The sequence below is a fragment of the Bartonella sp. 220B genome (assembly GCF_026930205.1).
Taxonomy (GTDB): domain Bacteria; phylum Pseudomonadota; class Alphaproteobacteria; order Rhizobiales; family Rhizobiaceae; genus Bartonella.
This window is the reverse complement of sequence record NZ_JANHOI010000010.1, coordinates 32619-52869: the sequence shown is the minus strand read 5'-3', so window position 1 is coordinate 52869 and position 20251 is coordinate 32619. Positions and strand designations below refer to the sequence as shown.

21 protein-coding genes, 1 tRNA gene and 5 pseudogenes are annotated in these 20251 nt (G+C 36.3%); 9 read left to right on the top strand and 18 right to left on the bottom strand.

The annotated features are described in order from the left end of the window. From NPX99_RS07020 to NPX99_RS07010, 3 genes and pseudogenes are all read left to right on the top strand, one after another. On the top strand, window positions 1-1471 hold a 1471-nt coding region (locus NPX99_RS07020; RefSeq protein WP_329957945.1), incomplete at its 5' end, for a type ISP restriction/modification enzyme. Between the two features lie 1366 nt (window positions 1472-2837). Continuing rightward, a pseudogene (locus tag NPX99_RS07015) lies at window positions 2838-3361 on the top strand (hypothetical protein). Window positions 3362-3436: 75 nt separating this feature from the next. Then, entirely contained in the window at window positions 3437-3967 is a 531-nt protein-coding gene (locus NPX99_RS07010; RefSeq protein WP_269031158.1) for a hypothetical protein, read from the top strand. A gap of 673 nt (window positions 3968-4640) precedes the next feature. Here the strand turns inward: NPX99_RS07010 and NPX99_RS07005 are convergent. Both NPX99_RS07005 and NPX99_RS07000 read right to left on the bottom strand, forming a co-directional pair. Beyond that, a pseudogene (locus NPX99_RS07005) lies at window positions 4641-5402 on the bottom strand (phage terminase large subunit); the annotation flags it as partial. Continuing rightward, window positions 5383-5697 carry a hypothetical protein gene (locus tag NPX99_RS07000; protein WP_269031157.1) on the bottom strand — a complete coding sequence of 105 codons (315 nt, stop codon included), beginning with the start codon at window positions 5695-5697 and terminating at the stop codon, window positions 5383-5385. The pseudogene NPX99_RS07005 and the gene NPX99_RS07000, both read right to left, overlap by 20 nt. A gap of 347 nt (window positions 5698-6044) precedes the next feature. On the opposite strand from NPX99_RS07000, the gene NPX99_RS06995 reads away from it, so the two are divergent. Then, window positions 6045-6425, top strand: a complete 381-nt coding sequence (locus NPX99_RS06995; RefSeq protein WP_269031156.1) for a hypothetical protein — start codon at window positions 6045-6047, stop codon at window positions 6423-6425. A gap of 188 nt (window positions 6426-6613) precedes the next feature. Here NPX99_RS06995 and NPX99_RS06990 read toward each other — a convergent pair whose 3' ends face one another. From NPX99_RS06990 to ssb, 4 genes are read right to left on the bottom strand one after another with little or no spacing between them, the layout of a single operon-like run. After that, entirely contained in the window at window positions 6614-6940 is a 327-nt protein-coding gene (locus NPX99_RS06990; RefSeq protein ID WP_269031155.1) for a type II toxin-antitoxin system PemK/MazF family toxin, read from the bottom strand. Continuing rightward, a complete protein-coding gene (locus NPX99_RS06985) occupies window positions 6937-7194 on the bottom strand; it encodes an AbrB/MazE/SpoVT family DNA-binding domain-containing protein (RefSeq protein ID WP_269031154.1) in 258 nt (85 codons plus the stop codon). Before NPX99_RS06985 ends, NPX99_RS06990 begins: the two co-directional genes overlap by 4 nt. Window positions 7195-7232: 38 nt before the next feature. Further along, window positions 7233-7745: a hypothetical protein gene (locus NPX99_RS06980; protein ID WP_269031153.1), complete on the bottom strand. Its 513-nt coding sequence runs from the start codon at window positions 7743-7745 to the stop codon at window positions 7233-7235. A 52-nt stretch (window positions 7746-7797) separates the two neighbouring features. Next, window positions 7798-8238: a single-stranded DNA-binding protein gene (gene ssb, locus NPX99_RS06975; RefSeq protein WP_269031152.1), complete on the bottom strand. Its 441-nt coding sequence runs from the start codon at window positions 8236-8238 to the stop codon at window positions 7798-7800. 176 nt (window positions 8239-8414) lie between these two features. On the opposite strand from ssb, the gene NPX99_RS06970 reads away from it, so the two are divergent. Continuing rightward, window positions 8415-8714: a BrnT family toxin gene (locus tag NPX99_RS06970; protein WP_269031161.1), complete on the top strand. Its 300-nt coding sequence runs from the start codon at window positions 8415-8417 to the stop codon at window positions 8712-8714. Then, window positions 8692-8997 carry a BrnA antitoxin family protein gene (locus tag NPX99_RS06965; RefSeq protein WP_269031151.1) on the top strand — a complete coding sequence of 102 codons (306 nt, stop codon included), beginning with the start codon at window positions 8692-8694 and terminating at the stop codon, window positions 8995-8997. Before NPX99_RS06970 ends, NPX99_RS06965 begins: the two co-directional genes overlap by 23 nt. Here NPX99_RS06965 and NPX99_RS06960 read toward each other — a convergent pair. Then, on the bottom strand, window positions 8994-9272 hold the full coding sequence (locus NPX99_RS06960) for a hypothetical protein (RefSeq protein ID WP_269031150.1): 279 nt from the start codon (window positions 9270-9272) through the stop codon (window positions 8994-8996). The genes NPX99_RS06965 and NPX99_RS06960 overlap by 4 nt on opposite strands. 156 nt (window positions 9273-9428) lie before the next feature. On the opposite strand from NPX99_RS06960, the pseudogene NPX99_RS06955 reads away from it, so the two are divergent. Further along, a pseudogene (locus tag NPX99_RS06955) lies at window positions 9429-9659 on the top strand (tyrosine-type recombinase/integrase); the annotation flags it as partial. Window positions 9660-9664: 5 nt separating this feature from the next. Here the strand turns inward: NPX99_RS06955 and NPX99_RS06950 are convergent. The 7 genes and pseudogenes from NPX99_RS06950 to NPX99_RS06920 all read right to left on the bottom strand — a co-directional run bounded on the left by NPX99_RS06950 (window position 9665) and on the right by NPX99_RS06920 (window position 13440). Beyond that, a complete protein-coding gene (locus tag NPX99_RS06950; RefSeq protein ID WP_269031149.1) occupies window positions 9665-9964 on the bottom strand; it encodes a HigA family addiction module antitoxin in 300 nt (99 codons plus the stop codon). Window positions 9965-9981: 17 nt separating this feature from the next. Next, complete coding sequence (locus NPX99_RS06945) at window positions 9982-10263, bottom strand: type II toxin-antitoxin system RelE/ParE family toxin (protein WP_006924779.1); 282 nt, start codon at window positions 10261-10263, stop codon at window positions 9982-9984. Window positions 10264-10887: 624 nt separating this feature from the next. Continuing rightward, complete coding sequence (locus tag NPX99_RS06940; RefSeq protein ID WP_269031148.1) at window positions 10888-11709, bottom strand: DNA adenine methylase; 822 nt, start codon at window positions 11707-11709, stop codon at window positions 10888-10890. A 141-nt stretch (window positions 11710-11850) separates the two neighbouring features. Then, window positions 11851-12849: pseudogene (locus tag NPX99_RS06935) on the bottom strand (phage late control D family protein). Then, a complete protein-coding gene (locus tag NPX99_RS06930) occupies window positions 12840-13094 on the bottom strand; it encodes a tail protein X (RefSeq protein WP_269031147.1) in 255 nt (84 codons plus the stop codon). Before NPX99_RS06930 ends, NPX99_RS06935 begins: the two are co-directional and overlap by 10 nt. Then, window positions 13091-13195: pseudogene (locus tag NPX99_RS06925) on the bottom strand (phage tail protein); the annotation flags it as partial. The pseudogene NPX99_RS06925 and the gene NPX99_RS06930, both read right to left, overlap by 4 nt. A 169-nt stretch (window positions 13196-13364) precedes the next feature. Beyond that, window positions 13365-13440: transfer RNA gene (locus NPX99_RS06920), tRNA-Lys, on the bottom strand. A gap of 792 nt (window positions 13441-14232) precedes the next feature. Between NPX99_RS06920 and lexA the strand changes: the two genes are divergently transcribed. Next, entirely contained in the window at window positions 14233-14946 is a 714-nt protein-coding gene (lexA, locus tag NPX99_RS06915) for a transcriptional repressor LexA (protein WP_269031146.1), read from the top strand. A 234-nt stretch (window positions 14947-15180) separates the two neighbouring features. Next, complete coding sequence (gene rimO, locus NPX99_RS06910; RefSeq protein ID WP_269031145.1) at window positions 15181-16494, top strand: 30S ribosomal protein S12 methylthiotransferase RimO; 1314 nt, start codon at window positions 15181-15183, stop codon at window positions 16492-16494. 37 nt (window positions 16495-16531) lie between these two features. Here the strand turns inward: rimO and ttcA are convergent, their stop codons facing one another. The 4 genes from ttcA to NPX99_RS06890 all read right to left on the bottom strand — a co-directional run bounded on the left by ttcA (window position 16532) and on the right by NPX99_RS06890 (window position 20117). After that, the gene (gene ttcA / locus NPX99_RS06905) at window positions 16532-17380 is read right to left on the bottom strand and encodes a tRNA 2-thiocytidine(32) synthetase TtcA (RefSeq protein WP_269031144.1); all 849 of its coding nucleotides are present in this window, start codon (window positions 17378-17380) and stop codon (window positions 16532-16534) included. A gap of 295 nt (window positions 17381-17675) precedes the next feature. Next, the gene (gene rpsD, locus NPX99_RS06900) at window positions 17676-18293 is read right to left on the bottom strand and encodes a 30S ribosomal protein S4 (protein ID WP_269031143.1); all 618 of its coding nucleotides are present in this window, start codon (window positions 18291-18293) and stop codon (window positions 17676-17678) included. A gap of 182 nt (window positions 18294-18475) precedes the next feature. After that, entirely contained in the window at window positions 18476-19288 is an 813-nt protein-coding gene (gene murI / locus NPX99_RS06895; protein WP_269031142.1) for a glutamate racemase, read from the bottom strand. Beyond that, a complete protein-coding gene (locus NPX99_RS06890; RefSeq protein WP_269031141.1) occupies window positions 19281-20117 on the bottom strand; it encodes an RNA methyltransferase in 837 nt (278 codons plus the stop codon). Before NPX99_RS06890 ends, murI begins: the two co-directional genes overlap by 8 nt. Window positions 20118-20251 lie beyond the last annotated feature (134 nt).

Sequence of the window (20251 nt, the reverse complement as noted above, 5' to 3'; positions counted from 1 at the left end):
GCGTGGAAAAATATATTTCTATGGTGTTGAAGATTATCTCACAAGAGAAGAAAAGCTTAAGTCAATTACGGAGTTTGGTAGCATTGACGGTGTTACACGTGAACACGGTTGGAAAATCATTACACCAGACGAGCATGGTGATTGGATAAATCAACGTGATGACAGTTTTGAAGCATTTTTAGCTATGGGTGTTAAGAAAGTCCATGGTAAAAAAATCTTTGAGATTTATTCTCTTGGTGTTTCAACCAATCGTGATGCATGGGCTTATAACTCAAGTCGTAAGATTTTAGCAAAAAATATGCACAATACGATTGCCTTCTATAATAGCGAAGTGGAACGTTTTAATGAATCCTATTCACTTGCGAACCGTAAAACACGTGAAAATGCTGTAAATGATTTTGTTAGTTCAGATGAGAAAAAAATAAGTTGGAGTAGTACTCTCAAAAAAGAATTTGTAAGAGGCCAATGTTCTGAATTTGAAGAAACTTGTCTTGTGCAAAGTTTGTACCGTCCTTTTACAAAACAATGGCTCTATTATAATCGCACTTTCAATGAAGCTCTCTATCAAATACCATATATGTTTCCTATGAAAAACATTACCGAAAATAGAGTAATACAAGTTACAGGTATAGGAGCAATGAAAGATTTTTCTGTGTTGATGAGTAATGCTTTACCTAACCATGATGCAATAGAGAAAAGCCAATGCTTTCCATTGTACCTTTACGAAGATGCTGCTGCTTCAAAAGGTAAAAATGCTGACCAATCTCATTTATTTATAAATTCTACAGAAGAAACTAAAGCCGCTGGTTTACAGAGGCGTGATGCCATCACTGATGAAGGATTAGCACATTTTAAAGCTGCTTATCCTTATGAAACCATAACAAAAGATGATATCTTCTATTATGTTTACGGTTTGCTTCATTCAGAAGATTATAGGGCTCTTTATGCTGATAACCTCTCTAAAGAATTGCCTCGCATCCCTTGCGTAAAGAGTGCTGAAGATTTTTGGATGTTTGTTACAGCAGGGCGTGAATTAGGCAATTTGCACGTCAATTATGAAACTGTAGAACCTTATCCCGTAACCTTTAAAAAAGGTGACCCTAAACTTACAGACATTCCTAATCCTGAAAAGTTTTATTACGTTACAGAAATGAAATTTGCTGGGAATGGTAAGGAAAAGGATAAATCTATAGTTATTTACAACAGCAATATCACAATAACAGATATTCCTAAGGAAGCTTATGAGTATATCGTGAATGGTAAACCTGCCCTTGAATGGGTTATGGAACGTCAATGTGTAAAGACCGATAAAAAGAGTGGCATTGTTAATGATGCCAATTGCTATGCTGTTGAGACCATTGGCAACCCTGCTTATCCATTGGAATTGTTTCAAAGGGTTATTACAGTAAGTTTAGAAACAATGAAGATTGTTAAAAACCTCCCCAAATTGGAATTAAGAGAAACTGAATAGACTTATAAAGCATGCTCACATTTCACATGATAGGCATGCTAATTACAAGGGGTATAGAGTCTATATCTATACTCTCTTGTTAAGGATGATTGTGTACACTCTTAAAAGGAGTGATTTACCATGCGCTATTCTAAAAAGAGAAGCCTTGCACTTTTAAACACTTTCATATTGCCTTTAAAAGATTATATCGCAATCTCAAATGATGCCTTTCATATCTTTCAAAAGCTCTCTTTAAAGAGAATTATGCGTATTGATAAGTTGTATTTATCAATAGAGATTATTTTTTGAAGCATTGATAAGACTTAATATATTGAAAAATAATGTTTTTTGTCTTTTTAGTGTTTTTTATCTAAAAACACGAACCTTCAAAACTCAACCCCCCCCTTCAAATTGAATAAGTTACTCTTTATAACATGCCTCATAATCACGAGCTGTCTTTTTAAAAGCTTTAAAGGATTATATACCCTCTCATAAAACATGGTTTAAACATGCACTCTAATCATAATAATTGTCTATATTACTCACATTGCTTTTATACGTGATGTTTCAAAATTTTGAAAAACACTAACATATTGAAATATAATGTTTTTATTTTATCTCAATTTTTTTAAATGGAAGGGGGGGTAAATCAACTGACAAAACTAACAAAAGAGACAAAAGCCCATTAAAAGGTATTTTGATAAGGATATAAGAATTCAAAATGTTTTATAACAAATCAAAACCGCATGATCATATTATCCTTTTGTAAGAATGATGCGGTGCTTATAGAGAATGAATCAAAACAATAGATTTGAATGAAAAGCGCTGCTTATAAAGGCGTGTTTAGTGAACTGATTATAACAAAAATTCACAAAAAATATTCACAAGGCATCTCATAAAAATAATCATGCTTTATAAAGTTAAAAATACGCATCATAAGAAGCGTTTTTAGTTCTTATGAAGTTTAAAAGAGAAAAATAACGCCATTGCGTAATATAGAGTCAAATAGACGCAATAAAATAGAAAATATTGATAGGCATATGACGCATATTTATACACAATATGATAAAAAATAATCATAAAAAAAATACAAAAAATAGCAAAATATAATTGACAATAAATACGTATTTTGATATATAAATACTCAAGTGATCAAAAACACTTAATGATAAGCGGATAGGTTACGATACAACCTTTCCAAAACTTTAAAAAACTGACTGTCTTTTATGCTCTTGTTAGTATATGAAGATTCTGTCGGGTGTGCTTACACCATACAATACCCTTGTGGGAAAAGTGTAAGCAACGGACTTATCACCGTGTTTTTGAACACCCGATGCCCTTATAGGGTTGTCAAATTCAAAAACAATATTGATAAAGAGACACTAGCATGGTTGCTACTGTTAATAAACAAACATCATCCAAAAAATATGAATTAACAACTGAAAACTTTACTTTTGAAGGAATTACTTTGCACCGCATTCGTGCTTTAAGGGATTTCGATGATGTAAAGGCGGGTGACCTTGGTGTTTTATCGAAAATGAAGAGAACCTCTCTCATGATGGCAACTGCTGGGTTTATGGGGATGCTCTGGTTTTAAACCCTGGTCATGTTTCTCAAGATGCCAAGGTTTTTAATAACTCTATTATCGCTGGTTTTGTTTATGGAAAGGCATGCGTTTTTGGAAAAGCTATCATTTTTGATCATGCTCATGTCTATGGTAATGCAAAAATTTATGATCATGCCCGTGTGATAAATCATCTCCATGTTTTTGAAAATGCCAATCTTCACGGCATGATTATGATTTTAGAAAAGACACGTGATGATATTGAAACAAGAGCTTATATCGAACAGTTTTCCCATAATGAATTAAGAATTTTCTGGCTGCGTAATAAAGCCCTTTTAAACATCTAGGGTAATGCGGGGCGCCCCTTTCTCTCAAATTTTCTATTCAAATTTTAACACAATCGAAATTGTGAGGCGTTTGTGATGTCTAAAAAATACCAATTAACCAATGAAATAAAACAATTTAAAAATAAAGTTACTAATAAAGTTACAATACTTTATCGCATACGTGCTTTAAGGAATTTTGATGATGTCAAGGCTGGTGACCTTGGTGGCTTTATTGAAAAGGAAATCAACCTTTCTCATGAGGGCAATTGTTGGGTTTATGATGATGCATGGGTTTATGGACATGCCCGTGTTTCTGAGAATGCAAAAATACGTCATCAGTCTCAAGTGTGTGGTCAAGTCTATGGTAATGCGCAAATTTGTGATCAAGCGTTCATTTCTCAATATGCAAAGATATATGACAATGCGCGTGTTTCTAAAAATGCTTATGCCTATGGCTCTGTTTATGGAAAGGCTCAGGTTTCTCATACTGTCAAGGTCTGGGGTCGTGTTTGTGGGCGTGCTAAACTCAATCGACAAAGTAAGATAAGAGAGGTTCCTCAAAATAAAGAAGTTTCTAAAAGTGATATTCTTATGGAAATTATTGAGAAAATTGAAACAAAGGAATAATCAACAAACGCGGGGGTGCTTTTATGTTTAATGCCATCTCAAAAAAGAAAGCAGTACCAATTTATAGGACGCGGCTTTAAATGGAGGTATTAATATGATTTAGTACAAAAGAAGTTAATAGCAAATGCATATATACAGAACGTATTATATTGCAAGCTCTCTAGTCTCTTTATAAAAACTTATCCAAGATAATATAAATGAATGCTTCTGAAAGCGCTCTTTTAGATCATCACATTTGAATGAAAAAAGCCTATTAGCTCTGTGATGATTTCAAACTATCAATAACAATGCCCTCATTTTTGAGGTGACTAAAATTAGCCAATCCAAATTTGGATTAACCCCTTTCAAAAGAAAACATTTCAAATCTTTGCATTTTAACAAGCTCTCATATTCAATTGCATTTTAACAATGCGATTTATTATGATGAAAAACGTCTTATAAAATTTATGAGATGTTATAAATGATATCTGCTTTTCATTTCATTTGAATGCTCCCATGTGTTATAACATTGGCATCATGATTTGCTTTTTATGCTCTGTTTATAGATGGCTATTGTTTATAAAAAATGGTCAATTGAATCGTGCATAAAAGTGTGGATTCTTAAGTGGATTCAAATAAAATAAATACACTCAAACTATTGACTTTATTGTGTTTTTATCTACAATATCTTATTCTGCATTAAAGGGTCACGAGCAACACGCCCTATCCGCCCCTCCTGCTCGGCTGCCAACATCTCTTTCTGATAGTAAGCACCCTGAACTGCTTTGAGATAATCCCCTTCCCAAATATGCTTATAGCTCTCGGGACGATTTCTTAGATCATCCAAACGCGCTTCATTCAAAATCTTTGGAAACTTCGGATTATCTGACCAGTTGATCTCAACACGCTTGATTGCCTCATTATCAGAAAAGCGAAACCGCTTCTCAACCGGCGCATTCTCACGCAATGGATTCCACGTAACCCATAATTCTGCACGCCATCCCTCACCCTCCTCACGTAAAGTCGGTATCAACGTTTGCCAAGCCGTCTCAGTCACCGGTTCCGCCTCATCAACCCAACAAAGCAAAATACGCCCCATCGACTTAATGCTTGCTATATTACGGTCTAGACCAGAAAACTGAAAGGCGATACGACCATTACGAGATTTAATTGAAGACTCCCCAACCTTATAATAATCCTTTAAGAAATCATGACCTTCAATGGCGCGCTTAATCTCCTCCAAAGAGCTCTCTGCTAGAGAATTCTGAAATTGACGTGCACAAAGGATAGTCCCTGATATCCCTGCCATACCAAATTGATAGCCCTTTAAAGCTGCCATCAAGGCAAATGATCTTGTCTTACCTGAACCCCGTCCTCCCCAAGCCGCACGAACCGCTGCCTTGCCCAAAAAGATTGGTATCAGTTTTGGTACTATATTAATCTGTGCTTTTGTCATCAACCAAAGGTGCAATCTCTACACGCGTTATCGTTTTTATCGCTCCACCATCCTCACCAGTAACCTGCAAAGGCAACACCTTACCAAGCAATGCTAAATAAGCAGCGGGGCATTTGATTGCCTGCTTTTCGAGGTAAGAGATCAAACCATCATCACCATATTTCTTACCAGCACGCTCTGCAGCTTTAAGCACTGCCTCTTTCAGAATGCGTGTCGTTTTGTTTGGCACGCCTTTTATCCGCCCTTGACCAGCCTTTGGTGGCGTTCTTTTTGCGATTTTCTCAGTAGTGTTCATGAGGATTTCTTTTTGTGAAAAGGATAACAAAAAACCCCGCGAATGCAGGGCTCTGAACAATCATATAATAATTCTTAAGAGAAGTTATATCTCCTTCCCTGTAATTTTAGACGCAACTCGACCAACTACAGCAGTGCCATTAAATACGACTTTTGACACATTGTCAACAAAAAAAATCACGATATTGTATATTTTTTCATTTTTTACCTAAATCTGGTATCTTGACTAACCAACAATTCATAATTGTATCATCTAATCGAATCAATTATAAGACCGAAAACTGTTAAGGGGGGGATTAAGAAGAATTTAAATAATATAAAGCATTTAAGAAAGAAAATGATACTGACATGACAGCCAAAAAACCACAAATATCAGAGACATTTCTTAAAGAACGGGGTGATACATATTCTCGATGGAAGGAAGTGCTCAATCTACAAAAAGAAATTCATGAGACAAGAAACGCTGGGGTTGTTTCAAAAAAAGAGATTATATTAATAGCCCTTATAAGCGTATGTTTGGGTCTTATTCTTTCAGTATTAGGCAATGCAGATAAAGACCAGATGGATGCCATAACCGCAATAGGGCTGGTGTGCGTGTTGCTCATATACGTTTCCTTACCAATCTCTTTGGTACTGTACATTGTGATCAAGAGAAAACTGAAAAAAGCTATTGAGCAACTAGACGAAGAAATTGCTAACCAAACCGCAGAAACAAGAAGGGAAAAATGACTATGGCAATACTTGCAATAATATTTTCTATTTTTCTTCCTTACTCTATTATTAAGCACCTAAAGCTGTACCGCAAAGTGACTAAAGCACGGAATTTATTGTTTCAGGAGAAAAATCTGCAGCACAACTGATCATATGTCTTGTCAATTTATGTCTGATTTGAAAGACTGAATCTCATACGTAATTGGTTAACTAAAGATCGTAACGACCTTTGCCAATACCTCATCCATAATAGCTGTTGGCAAAGTTTCTACTTTACGCCCATTGCGCACCACCAAATCGAGAACACGGGGTTGATCGCAACGAATAACACCTCTTGTTCTTGTACCCATAAGCGGCACCGCAAATCCAATACGGCGTGCAAAATTTCCACCGCTTGTGATCGGCAAAATAACGGGTAAACCTGTTGCTTGATTAAAATCATCAGGAGAAACAATGACGACAGGACGATACCCTCGCTGTTCTCGTCCTTGGATTGGTTCCAAATCTACCATATAGATGTCACCACGCCTCATATAAGCTCGCCCCCAATAGCAGGGGCATCAACCCACTCACGGTCTTCAGGTGATTGCGGCTGCGAATAATCAGAAGCAGCTAATAACTCAGCCATCGTGTAGCGCGGCTGGACTGATGGTTCAACAACAAGACGACCATTATCAATAGCCAAACCAACTTCAGTATTTTCAGTCAAGTGAAGAACATCAAGCAATGCAGGCGGAATAGAAAGCATCACTGATCCTCCAACTTTACGTAATTTTGTTGTGTGCATAAAACACCCTCTCTAATATTATATAGAAATATAACATTCTAAAGACTATTTTTCAATGATTTGTTATGCTTTTGCATAAAATATTTCTGTAGCGCATTAAGAACAATACGCAATGAATTTACAAGATGTGGTAACTCTTGATCTTCTATAACAAGATATTGTATTGCTGCATGAAGATTAAGCTGTCGATTTGAAGCTTGTACTTCTTTTATCACTGCTTGCATGCTTAAAAACTGTTTGGTTGCAAATTCGACCCATTTCTCTCTTGCTTTGTCATCAGAAGAGGTTGGCATCTCATCATAAACAGCGCTTGGCAAACCTTTTGCACACGAATAGTCATTTCTCACTTCAAGATATTTTTGCGCGGCATCATACTGGTCTTGAGTAAGCACGCCTTGCAAACAAAGCCGCCCAATATAGGTACTAGCAAGCGGATTTTTAGCCTCTTCTATGGACAAGCCAAAGCGTTTAGCACGCATTTCAATTGCCAATTGATCAACAGGATCTTGACGTACTTTCACCTGTGAAATGTAAGCATTTTTCTCTCTCATACATCCCCTAATCTGTGGAGCCCACATTTTCCCTTTTGTCACATGTTTTCAATCAAAATGGCATGCTGTCACTAAGAGATATACCATAATCAGAAGCACCTGAAGCAGTGGCATAACTTTGAAAAGTGACAGGTGAAGAAGATTGCTCTTTCTTTGCATCAAGCAAATACAATTCGCCTTTGAATTGTGGTAAGATAATCTCTGTTGAGTAACGATCATGACCGTTTTTATCTTGCCATTTGCGTGTCTGTAATTTGCCTTCTACATAAACCTTTGAACCTTTATTCAAATATTGAAGCGCTATTTTTGCCAAATGTGGATTGAAAACTACAACGGAATGCCATTCTGTTTTTTCTATTTTTTGATTGGTCTTTTTATCAGTATAGCTCTCAGAAGTCGCCATACGAAAATTGACCACCTCAGTACCATTATTCATTGTTTTGCTTTCGGGATTAGTCCCCAAATGCCCGATTAGCATCACTTTGTTCAGCATGTTTTTTACCTTAAATTTGTGCTTTAATACGTGCTAAATCTTAGCATAATTTTTATACTTATTCAATTATTTCAATTATTAATAACAGTTTTTTAAAGTGTTGCATTATATTAATTGTGCAAAAAAACATCAATAGTTCAGTTTATTTAAAACTCTTGATATACATACAAAAATGTATTAACATAAGATATGAGTGGGATAAAAATAAAGCAAAAAGTAATCTTAGAAAACACCATGTGAGTTTTGAAATAGCCGCACGTGTTTTTGCAGACCCATTCGCCATGGTTAGACAAGACCGTATTGAAAACGGAGAATATCGTTGGCAAACTTTGGGACTTGTGGATGGTTTTTTACTGCTGCTCGTAGCGCATACTGTCCATGACGATAAAGAGGGCATAGAGGTAATCCGTATTATTTCAGCGCGGCGAGCCAATTCGAAAGAAAGGAAACGTTATGAAGAAGAAAGTTCGTTATGAAATTGATGTAGGTAACTTATCACCTTTGACAGATGAACAGAGAGTTGAAATTGATAAACTGGCTGTAATGCCGGATAGTGCAATTGATCATAGTGATATTCCACCACTCAATGATGCATTCTGGAAAAACGCCGTTCGCAATCCATTTTATAAACCAACGAAAACTGTTACAACAGTACGTGTGGATTCAGACGTGTTAGCATGGCTTAAAAGTCAAGGAAAAGGCTACCAAACACGGATCAATGCTATCTTACGTGATGCTATGATGCGTTCAATACGTTAATATCCACTCCATCTTTTAAGCTTTTCAAAAGACAAAACTTCTATATAGGTTTTGTAGTTCTTATTGTAACCAAAATATCGCATGCCATCGTTTGTTTTAGTTAGATCAAAAAACTTGCAAGATCTTCTCATACTTTCAGTTAAATCGCAGACAATATAGCAGAATCCAGGAATATTTTGAGATGGCGGTATTGGACATCCATTCATCGTAAAAGCTTCACCTTTACGAACTTTTTCTAAATAATCAAAAACATGCGTAACTGGGCTTTTATCCATTGGGTCTATTTCATTTTCTGTTGGTTGTTCGATATTTACGATTATAATGGATTCAAGTGGAAAAGACTTGGTCTCAGAAACTAAAAAAGGACCGTTGTATATATGCTTAAAGTCATAAAAATCAGTTTTTATAAAACTATTATTTTTTTTCAGATAAGCTTTGGAAATGCATTTCGATATGCTTGTAACGCGGTTGGAATAAAAAAATCAGCACACGGTTTGAGAAAATTGGCGGCAACGCGCGCAGCAAATGCTGGTGCTACAGTTTCACAAACGAAAGCGCTTTTTGGCTGGACAGAAGATAAAATGGCTTCACTCTATACCAAAACAGCAGATAGAAAACGGCTAGCAATAGAAGCAATAAAAAAGCTTCAAAAAAATTATTGATGAAATCAAAGCGGCGTTCGAACAGAATCAGAAACCAGAGGACAAATGGGTGGTTGTACCCGTTGCATTGTTTGCCATAAATTATAGTTTGTTTGCATATCTAACCAAAATTTTGCTTTACTAAAACCAGCTAATTCTAATTTAACTGCAAGCTCAGTGCTTATAGAAGCACGACCGTTAATAACTCTTGATAGAGAAGCCCTTGTCATATGGAGATGGTCAGCTAATTTCTGTATTGTTAGCCCCATTTCTTCCAAGAAAGCTACTTTTAGAACTTCACCTGGGTGGGCGGGGTTATGCATCATCCTTTTAATTCCTTTCATCAATGGTAATCTTGATAATCAACAAGCTCAACATCTGTTCCAATAAAGCGAAAGGTAACACGCCAATTGCCATTTACCCATATAGAATAATATCCAGTAAGTTCACCTTTAAGAGAGTGCATTTTAAAAGCAGGTGCATTTAACATTTCAGGGCATGTAGCACTTGTCAAAGCCGTTAAAATAACACGTAACTTTTTTGTGTGGGCTGGTTGAATAGCTTTTGTAGAACCAGTCGTATAAAATAGTTTCAACCCTTTATGTTTAAAACTCACAATCGCCATTACCATTCCTATTCGTATACTATTACTATACGGAAAATGATAATAAGTGTCAAACAGAAAACTGAAAATTCTGATTCCATATTTGAATAAAATGGATACAGATAAGCGATAAAAAGGTTCGGGATAGACAGGAAAAAAGTTAAAAGAATCAATGGAATCAAAATTCCCGAACTTTTATATAACCTATTGATTACATATAAATATAACGCTCCCACCCCCTCCGCCACTTAGTTTTTTCTAACCAATAACTTATTGATTTCACATATGTTTTTTGTAGCTTGCCACTAGGTTTTGTATAATTTGACAGTAGGTTTTGTACCAATTTATTTTTTTTCAAAGGTCTTTTTAAACGTCTCTCAGAGCCGCTTTCGTGAGTCTTATTTTGCCCTGCCCAGAATCATAATTTAAGATGATTCATTTCTTCCAGCAATCTCCTTATTTGACAGCTAAAATAGATAAAATATGCATGCAGAGACCAACAAATTTTGTCTAATTCGCATCATATTTTGTAAAAATAACCTTCTTTTCAAAGGATTTTCATTTTTTCAAAGGGCTCTCAAAGGGTCTTCAAAGGCCTTTCAAAGGTCATTTAAAGCCCCCTTTCATGAATCTTTTTTTCTTTTCCTAAAGATCGCAATTTGAGATGATCAGTTCCTTACCGGGAATCGCATTATTGGAAGAACAGCATGAATAAACTATTCTCACTTCTTTTAATGTAAAGTGACTAAAAGTTTTTCGGATCTCTGGCACATCATTAAGAGACAGAACAAACTTTCCCTTTAATTGGGCAAGTAGTGTGGACATTTTCTGGTAATCCTCTCGCTTAAACAAATCTTTTCCGTAGTAATCTTCAATACCCCAATAAGGTGGATCAAGATAAAACAAGGTCGTTGGCCGGTCATAACGCCTGATAAAATCAAACCAGTCTAAATGTTCAATGGTCACGCCTGATAAACGCCGATAAACAAGCTTTAATAAGCCTTCAAGTTTCAAACTATTAAACCGTGCACCACGGTGGGGATCAGCTCCAAACGTACGCTCTGCAACCTTCCCACTAAAACTCAAACGTTGTAGATATAAAAACCGCAAAGCCAGCTCTAAATCCGTGAGCGTCTTTGGATCTTGCAACGTAAAATGTTGAAACGCCTCACGGCTGGTGATTTGGAACTTCAATAGATCCATAAAAGGATGATAATGGCGTTGTAATACCCGAAAAAAATTCACTACATCACCTGAACGATCATTGATAACTTCAATCGGTGGAATCAATTTCCGTCTAAAGAATATTCCTCCCATGCCAACAAAAGGCTCGGCATAAATGCTATGGGGAATGCCTTCTATAATTTTGGTAATGGTTTTTGCCAACCTGCTTTTGCCACCAATATAAGCAGCAGCTGGTATAATGGGATCAACTGATTTTAATGTTTCCTTGGAAAGTGTATCCATAATTTTTTAATACTCTTTCATCTATACCAGCCCTCTTCTCATTGCTTCAAGTGATAAGAAGTGGCTGCGATGTTAAGAGCTCTTACATCGGACGGGTGTGAATCAAACTAGTCCCGTTGGCTGGGCAAACCAGCCCAGCCTCTATTCTTCTTTGTTGCTTTCCTTTCCCTTCTCTGGTGCCTCTAAGGTAATTTCTGTGGTATAGCCGCTTTGTTTTTCATAGCGGTGAGTCACGGTTGCGGCTTTCCATGGTCCATTGATTTGCTCCCGGAACCCTTGCAAAATGAGAGGTTGATCGGCCATGATTTCTGGACACCCCTCTAAAACCAAAGAACCACTGCCCATGCTACGGCACAGCCGGTCTGATTCTGAGGCGGCAGCGGCTAAAGCTCCCTCTTTACAAGGATAGCAACCACGCAAACGCCGTGTGGGACCTTTGAGATTCGTTTGATATTTGACAGACAGCTGCTTTCCTTGCGAGCGATCAAAGTAGGTTGATTCAACGCAGCCATATTGGGTGCGTGGCTCGAGGGTAAATTCTCAACTGGAACAATCATGCTTGGCAAGAGTGATTGCCGGTAAATTGTTGCCGCTTAAAAATAAAAACTTATTGTCCTTGATTAAAAAACGTGCCTGCATACGCTCTGCAAGGCGGGTTAAAAAATCAATTGTAGATTGATCAGTACGCACCACATAAGGCAAAGCTTGCTTATAAAATTCTTGGTCGACTTTGGCTTGATAACCATGGCGCTTGGCTAAGCTTTCAACAATCTCACCAATGGTTTTATTGTCAAAATGCTCACTTGTCTGTTCTTTGAGTTCCCCACGCATGGCACTTTTGCCACAAAGGCGCAAAATCTCTCCATCACTGCCCCCGATACTGACAACAGATTCGACAACAAAACGCCCCATAACCGCACTGATGCTGTCCTGATAACCAAACATCACCTGCAGGGTGCTGTTCTTTTGCGGAACCTGTAAATCATTGCCACGATCGTCAAACTCTGCTTCAAATCTATCGGCTTCATTGCCAGCATGATCAGTAATGGTCGCATTTAAAAGACGCTGGTAAAAAACCTCATGCACGGGTTTGTCTCCAACCTTAACCACAATAAAAGGATAGGTCCGCCTTAATCCCATAACCGCTTCACTCTGCTTTGAGGAGGAACAAAGACAAATTCAGGCAAGGTGATCTCTAACCCCCGTGGCAAAACAGCACCATATTGGGCAATCCCTGGATTGGCTATCAAGGTGGCTTCGAGATAGCCGTTGAATGCCCAAACTTGAGAACGGTTCTCTAACAAAGCCATGGCATGTTGATAATAAATGAGATCGAGAATCATATCCTCTAGCTCTACAACAACATGCTTTTCTAGTAGCTTCATGGTGTATATCCCACCTGATGTTTTCCTTGCGGTCTTACCCCATCAAAAAGTGGCAACAAACTGATGGAATAGCGAATGTACTGTGATTGACCAGAGCGGCTAAATAATTACCCTAAACTGGCAAATCTGATTCCATAGATGAGCAAAATAAGTGAGAATAAATGATTAAAAAAAACCGCGAGAAAGATCAAAATCAATAAAAATAAATCCACTGAAGAAAGAAATTAAGATTCCCGCACTATAACATAACCCATTGATTTCATTTGAAAGTGGTGAGCGCGCAGGGATTCGAACCCTGGACCTACTGATTAAAAGTCAGTTGCTCTACCAGCTGAGCTACGCGCTCCCACACAAGCTATTTCACTTGCAGAAATTGAGTGAAACATACGGTCGACTTTTCATTTGGTCAACACCTTTCGGAAAAAAATATTATTTTCGGTTCAGTTATCAATACTTTTCTGTTTTTTTTCCTTTCATCAACAGTGTAATATATAATTTTTCTCTTTTTTGAGTTTCAATAAAAAGAATATTTAAGCATAAAAATGATTCATAATTTCTAAAACACAAAAGAGTGAATATCTTAAAATTATGAGAGATCTAGGAATATATGTAAAATAGGAAACTTGGTTTTATAAATAATAAAAAAAATAATGGATTTACTGTCGTTGAGTATATAGATATCAATCAGAAGTCCAACATAATTGAAATGATATTAAAAATATCACTCATGACGATAAAAAACACAGCTAATATTTTAGCTATAAATAAGTGCACTGAAAATAAAAGGATAAAGATAATATATGAAATGATTTCGAATATATAATGAGGCTAGCATCTTTTTTAAATCAGCGGAATTCGTTTAACTAAGCTCCTTATAACAGAGATTACAAAATTATCTTTCCAGAGGAAGTAGATAATTCTTCTCCAAAGCGAATTTATAAATTTATCTTAAGAAAATTCATCACATTAAAAAAATAAATCATAATTTAAATATATTTTAAAAATAAAAAATTTATATTATAAAATACTTATTATTATTTTTAATTATAATTAAAAATAAATTATTTTTTATCTATAAAATTGTAAAATATTTTCAGATAAAATACATTTTATATCATGTTTTTAATTGGAATATTGAATGCTGACATGTAAACAATATGAGCTCCTCTTGTTTATTCACAATCATATGAAAGAAACAGGTATTTCTCCTTCCTTTGAGGAAATGAAAATTGCATTAGAGCTTTCTTCAAAGTCTGGCATTCATAAACTCATTATCGCATTAGAACAAAGAGGTTTTATACGCCGTTTGCCAAATCGTGCCCGTGCAGTAGAAGTGATTCGACTTCCTGAAAAAATAACCTTTAATCTTTCTTTAGCGCGTAAAATTTCTCCTAGTATGATAGAAAAAAATAAAAGAAGAATATCAAAAAGCTTTAACGCTCTTGATAATTTTGAAGTAGAAGAGAAAAAAAGTGTCATTATCCCTATTATGGGGCGCATTGCTGCAAGTGTGCCTGTCTCCGCTGTATCACAGCAAATAAATACGCTTTCTTTACCAGAAGATATGATTCATTCCGGTGAGCACTATGCTTTAGAAGTCAAAGATGATTCTATGATTGAAGCTGGTATTCTTGATAAAGATATTATAATTGTTAAACGTCAAACGACAGCAATATCAGGTGAAATTATTGTTGCATTTATTGATAAAGAAGAAGCAACTTTAAAACGTTATCGACGAAACGGAGCCTCTATTTCTCTAGAAGCTGCAAATCATCACTATGAAACACGAATATATGGATCAGAGCATGTACAGATACAAGGTAAACTTATCGGACTTATTCGCAAATACTAAATAATAAAAATATTTTCCTAACTATAATTCACACATTCAGTAAAAAATTATTTGGTATTCTTTCGTATTATACTACACTCCTTGATATAAATATTGCACGCATAAAACATTATAAAACCAAATGACGTCGTAAAAAATTGTCTTGCATATCTATCAAAGATAAAGCACATTTTTATTCTTAATGAAGTGAAAATAGCCAACAAAATTTATTGTTATAAAGTTGCAGGATTTATCATGGCAGCACCCCGTATTAGTTTTGTTTCTCTTGGATGCCCAAAAGCACTGGTAGATTCTGAGCGAATTATTACCAGACTCCGATCTGAAGGTTATGAAATTTCACGTAAACATCAAGGTGCTGATCTCGTTATTGTGAATACTTGTGGTTTTCTTGATTCTGCACGCAATGAATCATTAGCCAATATCGATGAAGCTCTCAAAGAAAATGGAAAAGTTATCGTAACTGGGTGTCTTGGTGCTGATCCTGATGTTATTCGTCAAACACACCCTAATGTGTTAGCCATTACGGGTCCACAGGCCTATGAAAGTGTTATACAAGCTGTTCATACAGCAATTCCTCCAGTTCACGATCCCTTTATTGATTTAGTTCCTCCACAAGGTATTCGCTTAACACCTCGCCATTATGCTTACTTAAAAATTTCTGAAGGATGTTCTAATCGATGTAGTTTTTGTATTATCCCTATTCTACGCGGTAATCTTACTTCACGCCCCATCAAGGATGTTCTTCACGAAGCTGAAAAACTTGTGCAGGCTGGTGTAAAAGAGCTTTTGGTTATCTCACAAGATACGAGTGCTTATGGCGTTGATATTAAATATCTCGAAAGTTCTTGGAAAAAACGCACAGTAAAAACCAAATTTTTCGATCTTTGTCGCGAATTAGGTAATATGGGCATTTGGATACGCATGCATTATGTTTATCCTTATCCTCATGTTGATGAAGTTATTGAGCTTATGGCGGCAAAAAAAATTCTTCCTTATCTGGATATCCCTTTTCAACATGCATCACCAACAGTTTTACGTAACATGAGACGTCCTGCTCTTATGGAAAAAACAAATCGTAGAATTGAAAAGTGGAGAAAAATTTGTCCAGATCTCACCTTACGATCAACATTTATTGTAGGTTTTCCAGGTGAAACGAATGAAGATTTTAATATGCTTCTCGAATGGCTAGAAGAAGCAAAAATTGAACGCGCTGGTTGCTTTAAATATGAACCAGTAAAAGGTGCTATCGCAAATGATTTAGGATTAGAAAAAATTGCCGAAGAAATGAAAGAAAATCGCTGGCATCGTTTTATGGCAAAACAACAACAAATTTCTACTCATCTTTTAAAGAAAAAAGTTGGAAAGAGACTTCAAGTTCTCATCGATGAAAGTAAAGGAAAAGTTGCCAAAGGTCGCAGTCAATATGATGCTCCAGAAGTAGATGGTGTTGTACATATAGCATCACGACGACCATTACGTGTTGGTGAATTTGTCTCCGTAAAAATTGAAAAATCAGATGCTTATGATCTTTATGGTATTGCAGTTTAAGGGGCAGGTTTAGGCTTATTATGCTTAGCAGTTAGCATTATAATAAGCTTTTAAAATCAAAAAAATTCTTATCAAGTAAATGGCTTGGACGAACATTTGTCAAAGCCCGAATCATAGTATCCTTCCGTCCTGGCATTCTTCTTTCTATATCTTTGAGCATTTCTTTCATTGCATTGCGTTGTAAACCATCTTGGCTTCCACAAAGATTGCAAGGAATGATAGGAAATCGCATAGCTTGAGAAAATTTTTCCATGTCTTCCTCAGCAGCATAAACAAGAGGGCGCAAAACAAAAAGATCTCCTTCGTCGTTTATAAGCTTTCCAGGCATGGCAGCTAATCGTCCACCATGAAATAAATTCATAAAAAATGTTTCTAAAACATCATCACGATGATGTCCAAGAACTAATGCAGAACATCCCTCTTCACGTGCAATACGGTATAAATTACCACGTCGTAACCGAGAACAAAGCGAACAATATGTTTGCGTATCTGCCAATTTATCTGTGACAATAGAATAAGTATCCTGATACTCAATGCGATATGGAATTTTATAAGAGTTTAAAAAGTCTGGAAGAATATGCTTTGGAAAGCCCGGTTGTCCTTGATCAAGATTACAAGCTAGAATTTCGACAGGTAAGAGACCGCGCCATTTTAAATCAAGAAGAAGTGCTAAGAGCCCGTAAGAATCTTTTCCGCCCGATAAAGCAATCAGCCACTTTTTTCCTGAAGAAAGCATGGAAAAATCATCCAATGCTTGCCGCATATGGCGTAAAAGCCGTTTGCGCAATTTATTAAATTCTACAGTTGAAGGAGCAATCCGAAATATTGGATGACAATCATCAGCTTCCCTCGCCAAAGAATTAGTTTTTTCTACATTCTTTTCCATTGCTCGATATTCGACTTAAAATATTACCCATCATACCATCATTCTGCACATAAATATCTTGTTCTGCAAAAACAACAGAAATAACATAGTCTAAACGAATGTCCATTGAGCGATAAAACGAGGTCTGTAAAAAGGAATGGAGCTACATCAAACGACGCTGTTATAAAATATAACAACAAACTTGACATAGCACCATTCACAAAAAAACTCGTTAGCTTTTAAAAAATACAAAGCAGCACTAATATTTTCGAATGTATAACAAAACGAAAGAGAACAACATTCCCTTATAAAGAATTTAACGAGAATAAAATTCAACAACCAAATTGGGTTCCATCTGCACAGCATAAGGAACATCCGCAAAAACAGGAATACGCGTAAATGTTGCTTTCATTTGATTATGATCTGCTTCAATATATTCGGGCACATCACGTTCTGCTAACTGCACGGATTCCAAGACCAAAACAAGCTGTTTTGATTTTTCACGCACCTCAATAACATCACCTGGTTTACAACGATATGATTGAATATTCGTGCGCCGGCCATTCACATTAACATGACCGTGATTGATAAACTGGCGAGAAGCAAAAATTGTAGGCACAAATTTTGCACGGTAGACAACAGCATCCAAACGCGATTCTAAAAGCCCAATAAGATTTTCACCAGTATCACCGCGACGCCGGGCAGCTTCTTCATAAGTTTTACGGAATTGCTTTTCTGAAATATCACCGTAAAACCCTTTCAACTTCTGCTTAGCACGTAACTGTACACCATAATCAGAGAGCTTCCCTTTACGGCGCTGACCATGTTGACCTGGCCCATAATCACGACGATTCACAGGAGACTTTGGACGTCCCCAAATATTTTCTCCCATACGCCGATCAATTTTATATTTTGTTGTTTCGCGTTTACTCATCGCATTTCCTTTAAAAACAGAACATAAGATCATAGTAAGATCTCAAGGAAACGCGCCCTCCTCTGCCTTCAAATCAAAAGACTGACAGGATAGCTTAACATATAATTAAGTAAAGCCACCCACGGGACACGTTAATTAATGCCATTTCCTCGAAAGAAAAAGCTAGAGTAGCTTTATTGATCTCAGATCCCAAAGTCAACTCCTGTGATGATATTTAAGTTAAATCTTTTTAACAAATGTTCTGTTGAAGAAGTTATATTTTGTGTTGTAAATAACGCGAAGTCTTTATGCTTCTTTATAATTTCTGACTGCACTCTTTCCGCTAATAATGATCTTGTGTGTTTGGCTACAGCTTTTGCCGGATCAATCCATTCAACGGGCCATAAAGCTTGTTCATGAAAAAAATGAATTAAAAAAGGGTAATGTGTACAAGCTAAAACAATAATATCCGTATATTTACCATTTTTTTCAACAAAACAGGGAAGAATTTCATGACGTAATTCCTGCAAATTAATAGGTTTTCCGCGCAAATAATCTTCAGCAAATCCAGCAAGTTTTTTACTTCCAACAAGCTGAACATGACATTGAGCAGCAAAAGAATTGATTAATTCATGTGTATAAGAACGCTTAACTGTTGCAGGAGTGGCTAATACTGAAATAAAACCAGATTTTGTTTGTTCGGCTGCTAACTTAATTGCAGGAACTGTTCCTACAAAAAGGATATGAGGAAATCTCTTTCGTAAATCTGCCATTATTAGTGTAGAAGCGGTATTACATGCGATTACACATAAAACAGGGTTATAGAGTGTTAAAAGATTTGCAAAAATCTTTAAAATGCGTTTTTTTAAAATATTTTCTTCCCAATTTCCATAAGGAAAACCCGCATCATCAGCAACATAAATAAATTGTCTTTCAGGAATAAGAAGTCGCACTTCTCTCAACACTGTTAAACCACCAATACCACTATCAAAAAAAAGAAGAGGCCGTTCATCCATCAGTTTTCACACTTGTTTTTATTTTTTTACGTTCACGATCTGCGGGCGCACCACTTCCTCGTGGGAACTTAGGCGAAAAATGATCCAATGAAGATATAATTCCCCGTAGCAAACGAATCTCAGATTCACTAAAATGAGCGCGTGTAAAAACAGAGCGCAGATTTGTAAGCATCACCTCTTTGCGTTCTTGAGGTCTAAAATACCCACGGATATCCAACGCGTTCTCTAACTGAGATAAAAAACCATGAAATGTTGCTTTATTCGCTGGCTCCATCTCTACTGCACGAAAAGCCGTATCGCTCATGTCTTTTAAACCTGATTTCATCCATTCATAAGACATCAACAAAACTGCTTGCGCAATATTGAGTGAGGCAAAAGCAGGATTAACTGGAAAAGTAATGATTTCATCGGCTAGACTGATTTCATCATTTTCTAGTCCCCACCTTTCTCTTCCAAATAAAATACCCGTTTTATGCCCAATATTTTCACGCTGACGTAATACACTTGCTGCTTCAACAGCACTTTTTACAGTTTTAAAACCACATCTTTCACGTGCGGTTGTAGCAAAAACATAATGCAAATCTGCAATTGCATCAGGTAACGTATCAAAAATGACTGCATCGTTAATGACATGATCTGCTTTACTCGCAGCAGCTATAGCTTTTTCATTTGGAAAAACTTCTCGAGGCTTGACTAATCGAAGCTTAGAGAGCCCAAAATTTGCCATCGCCCTTGCTACCATACCAATATTTTCAGGCAACTGCGGTTCAACTAAAATAATAATTGGACCATTTGTCAAATTTTTACGATTCTTATTGGTTCCAGCCATCAATTCTCCCTAACTTCACGTATTATGTTTTTATTATTATTTTTTTGAACATAACCTTCTTTTAAAATACTCCCTCAAATAACCTTTTTAATAACAAATTATGGTCAATATTATTTTTTGATTCAAATTTTATT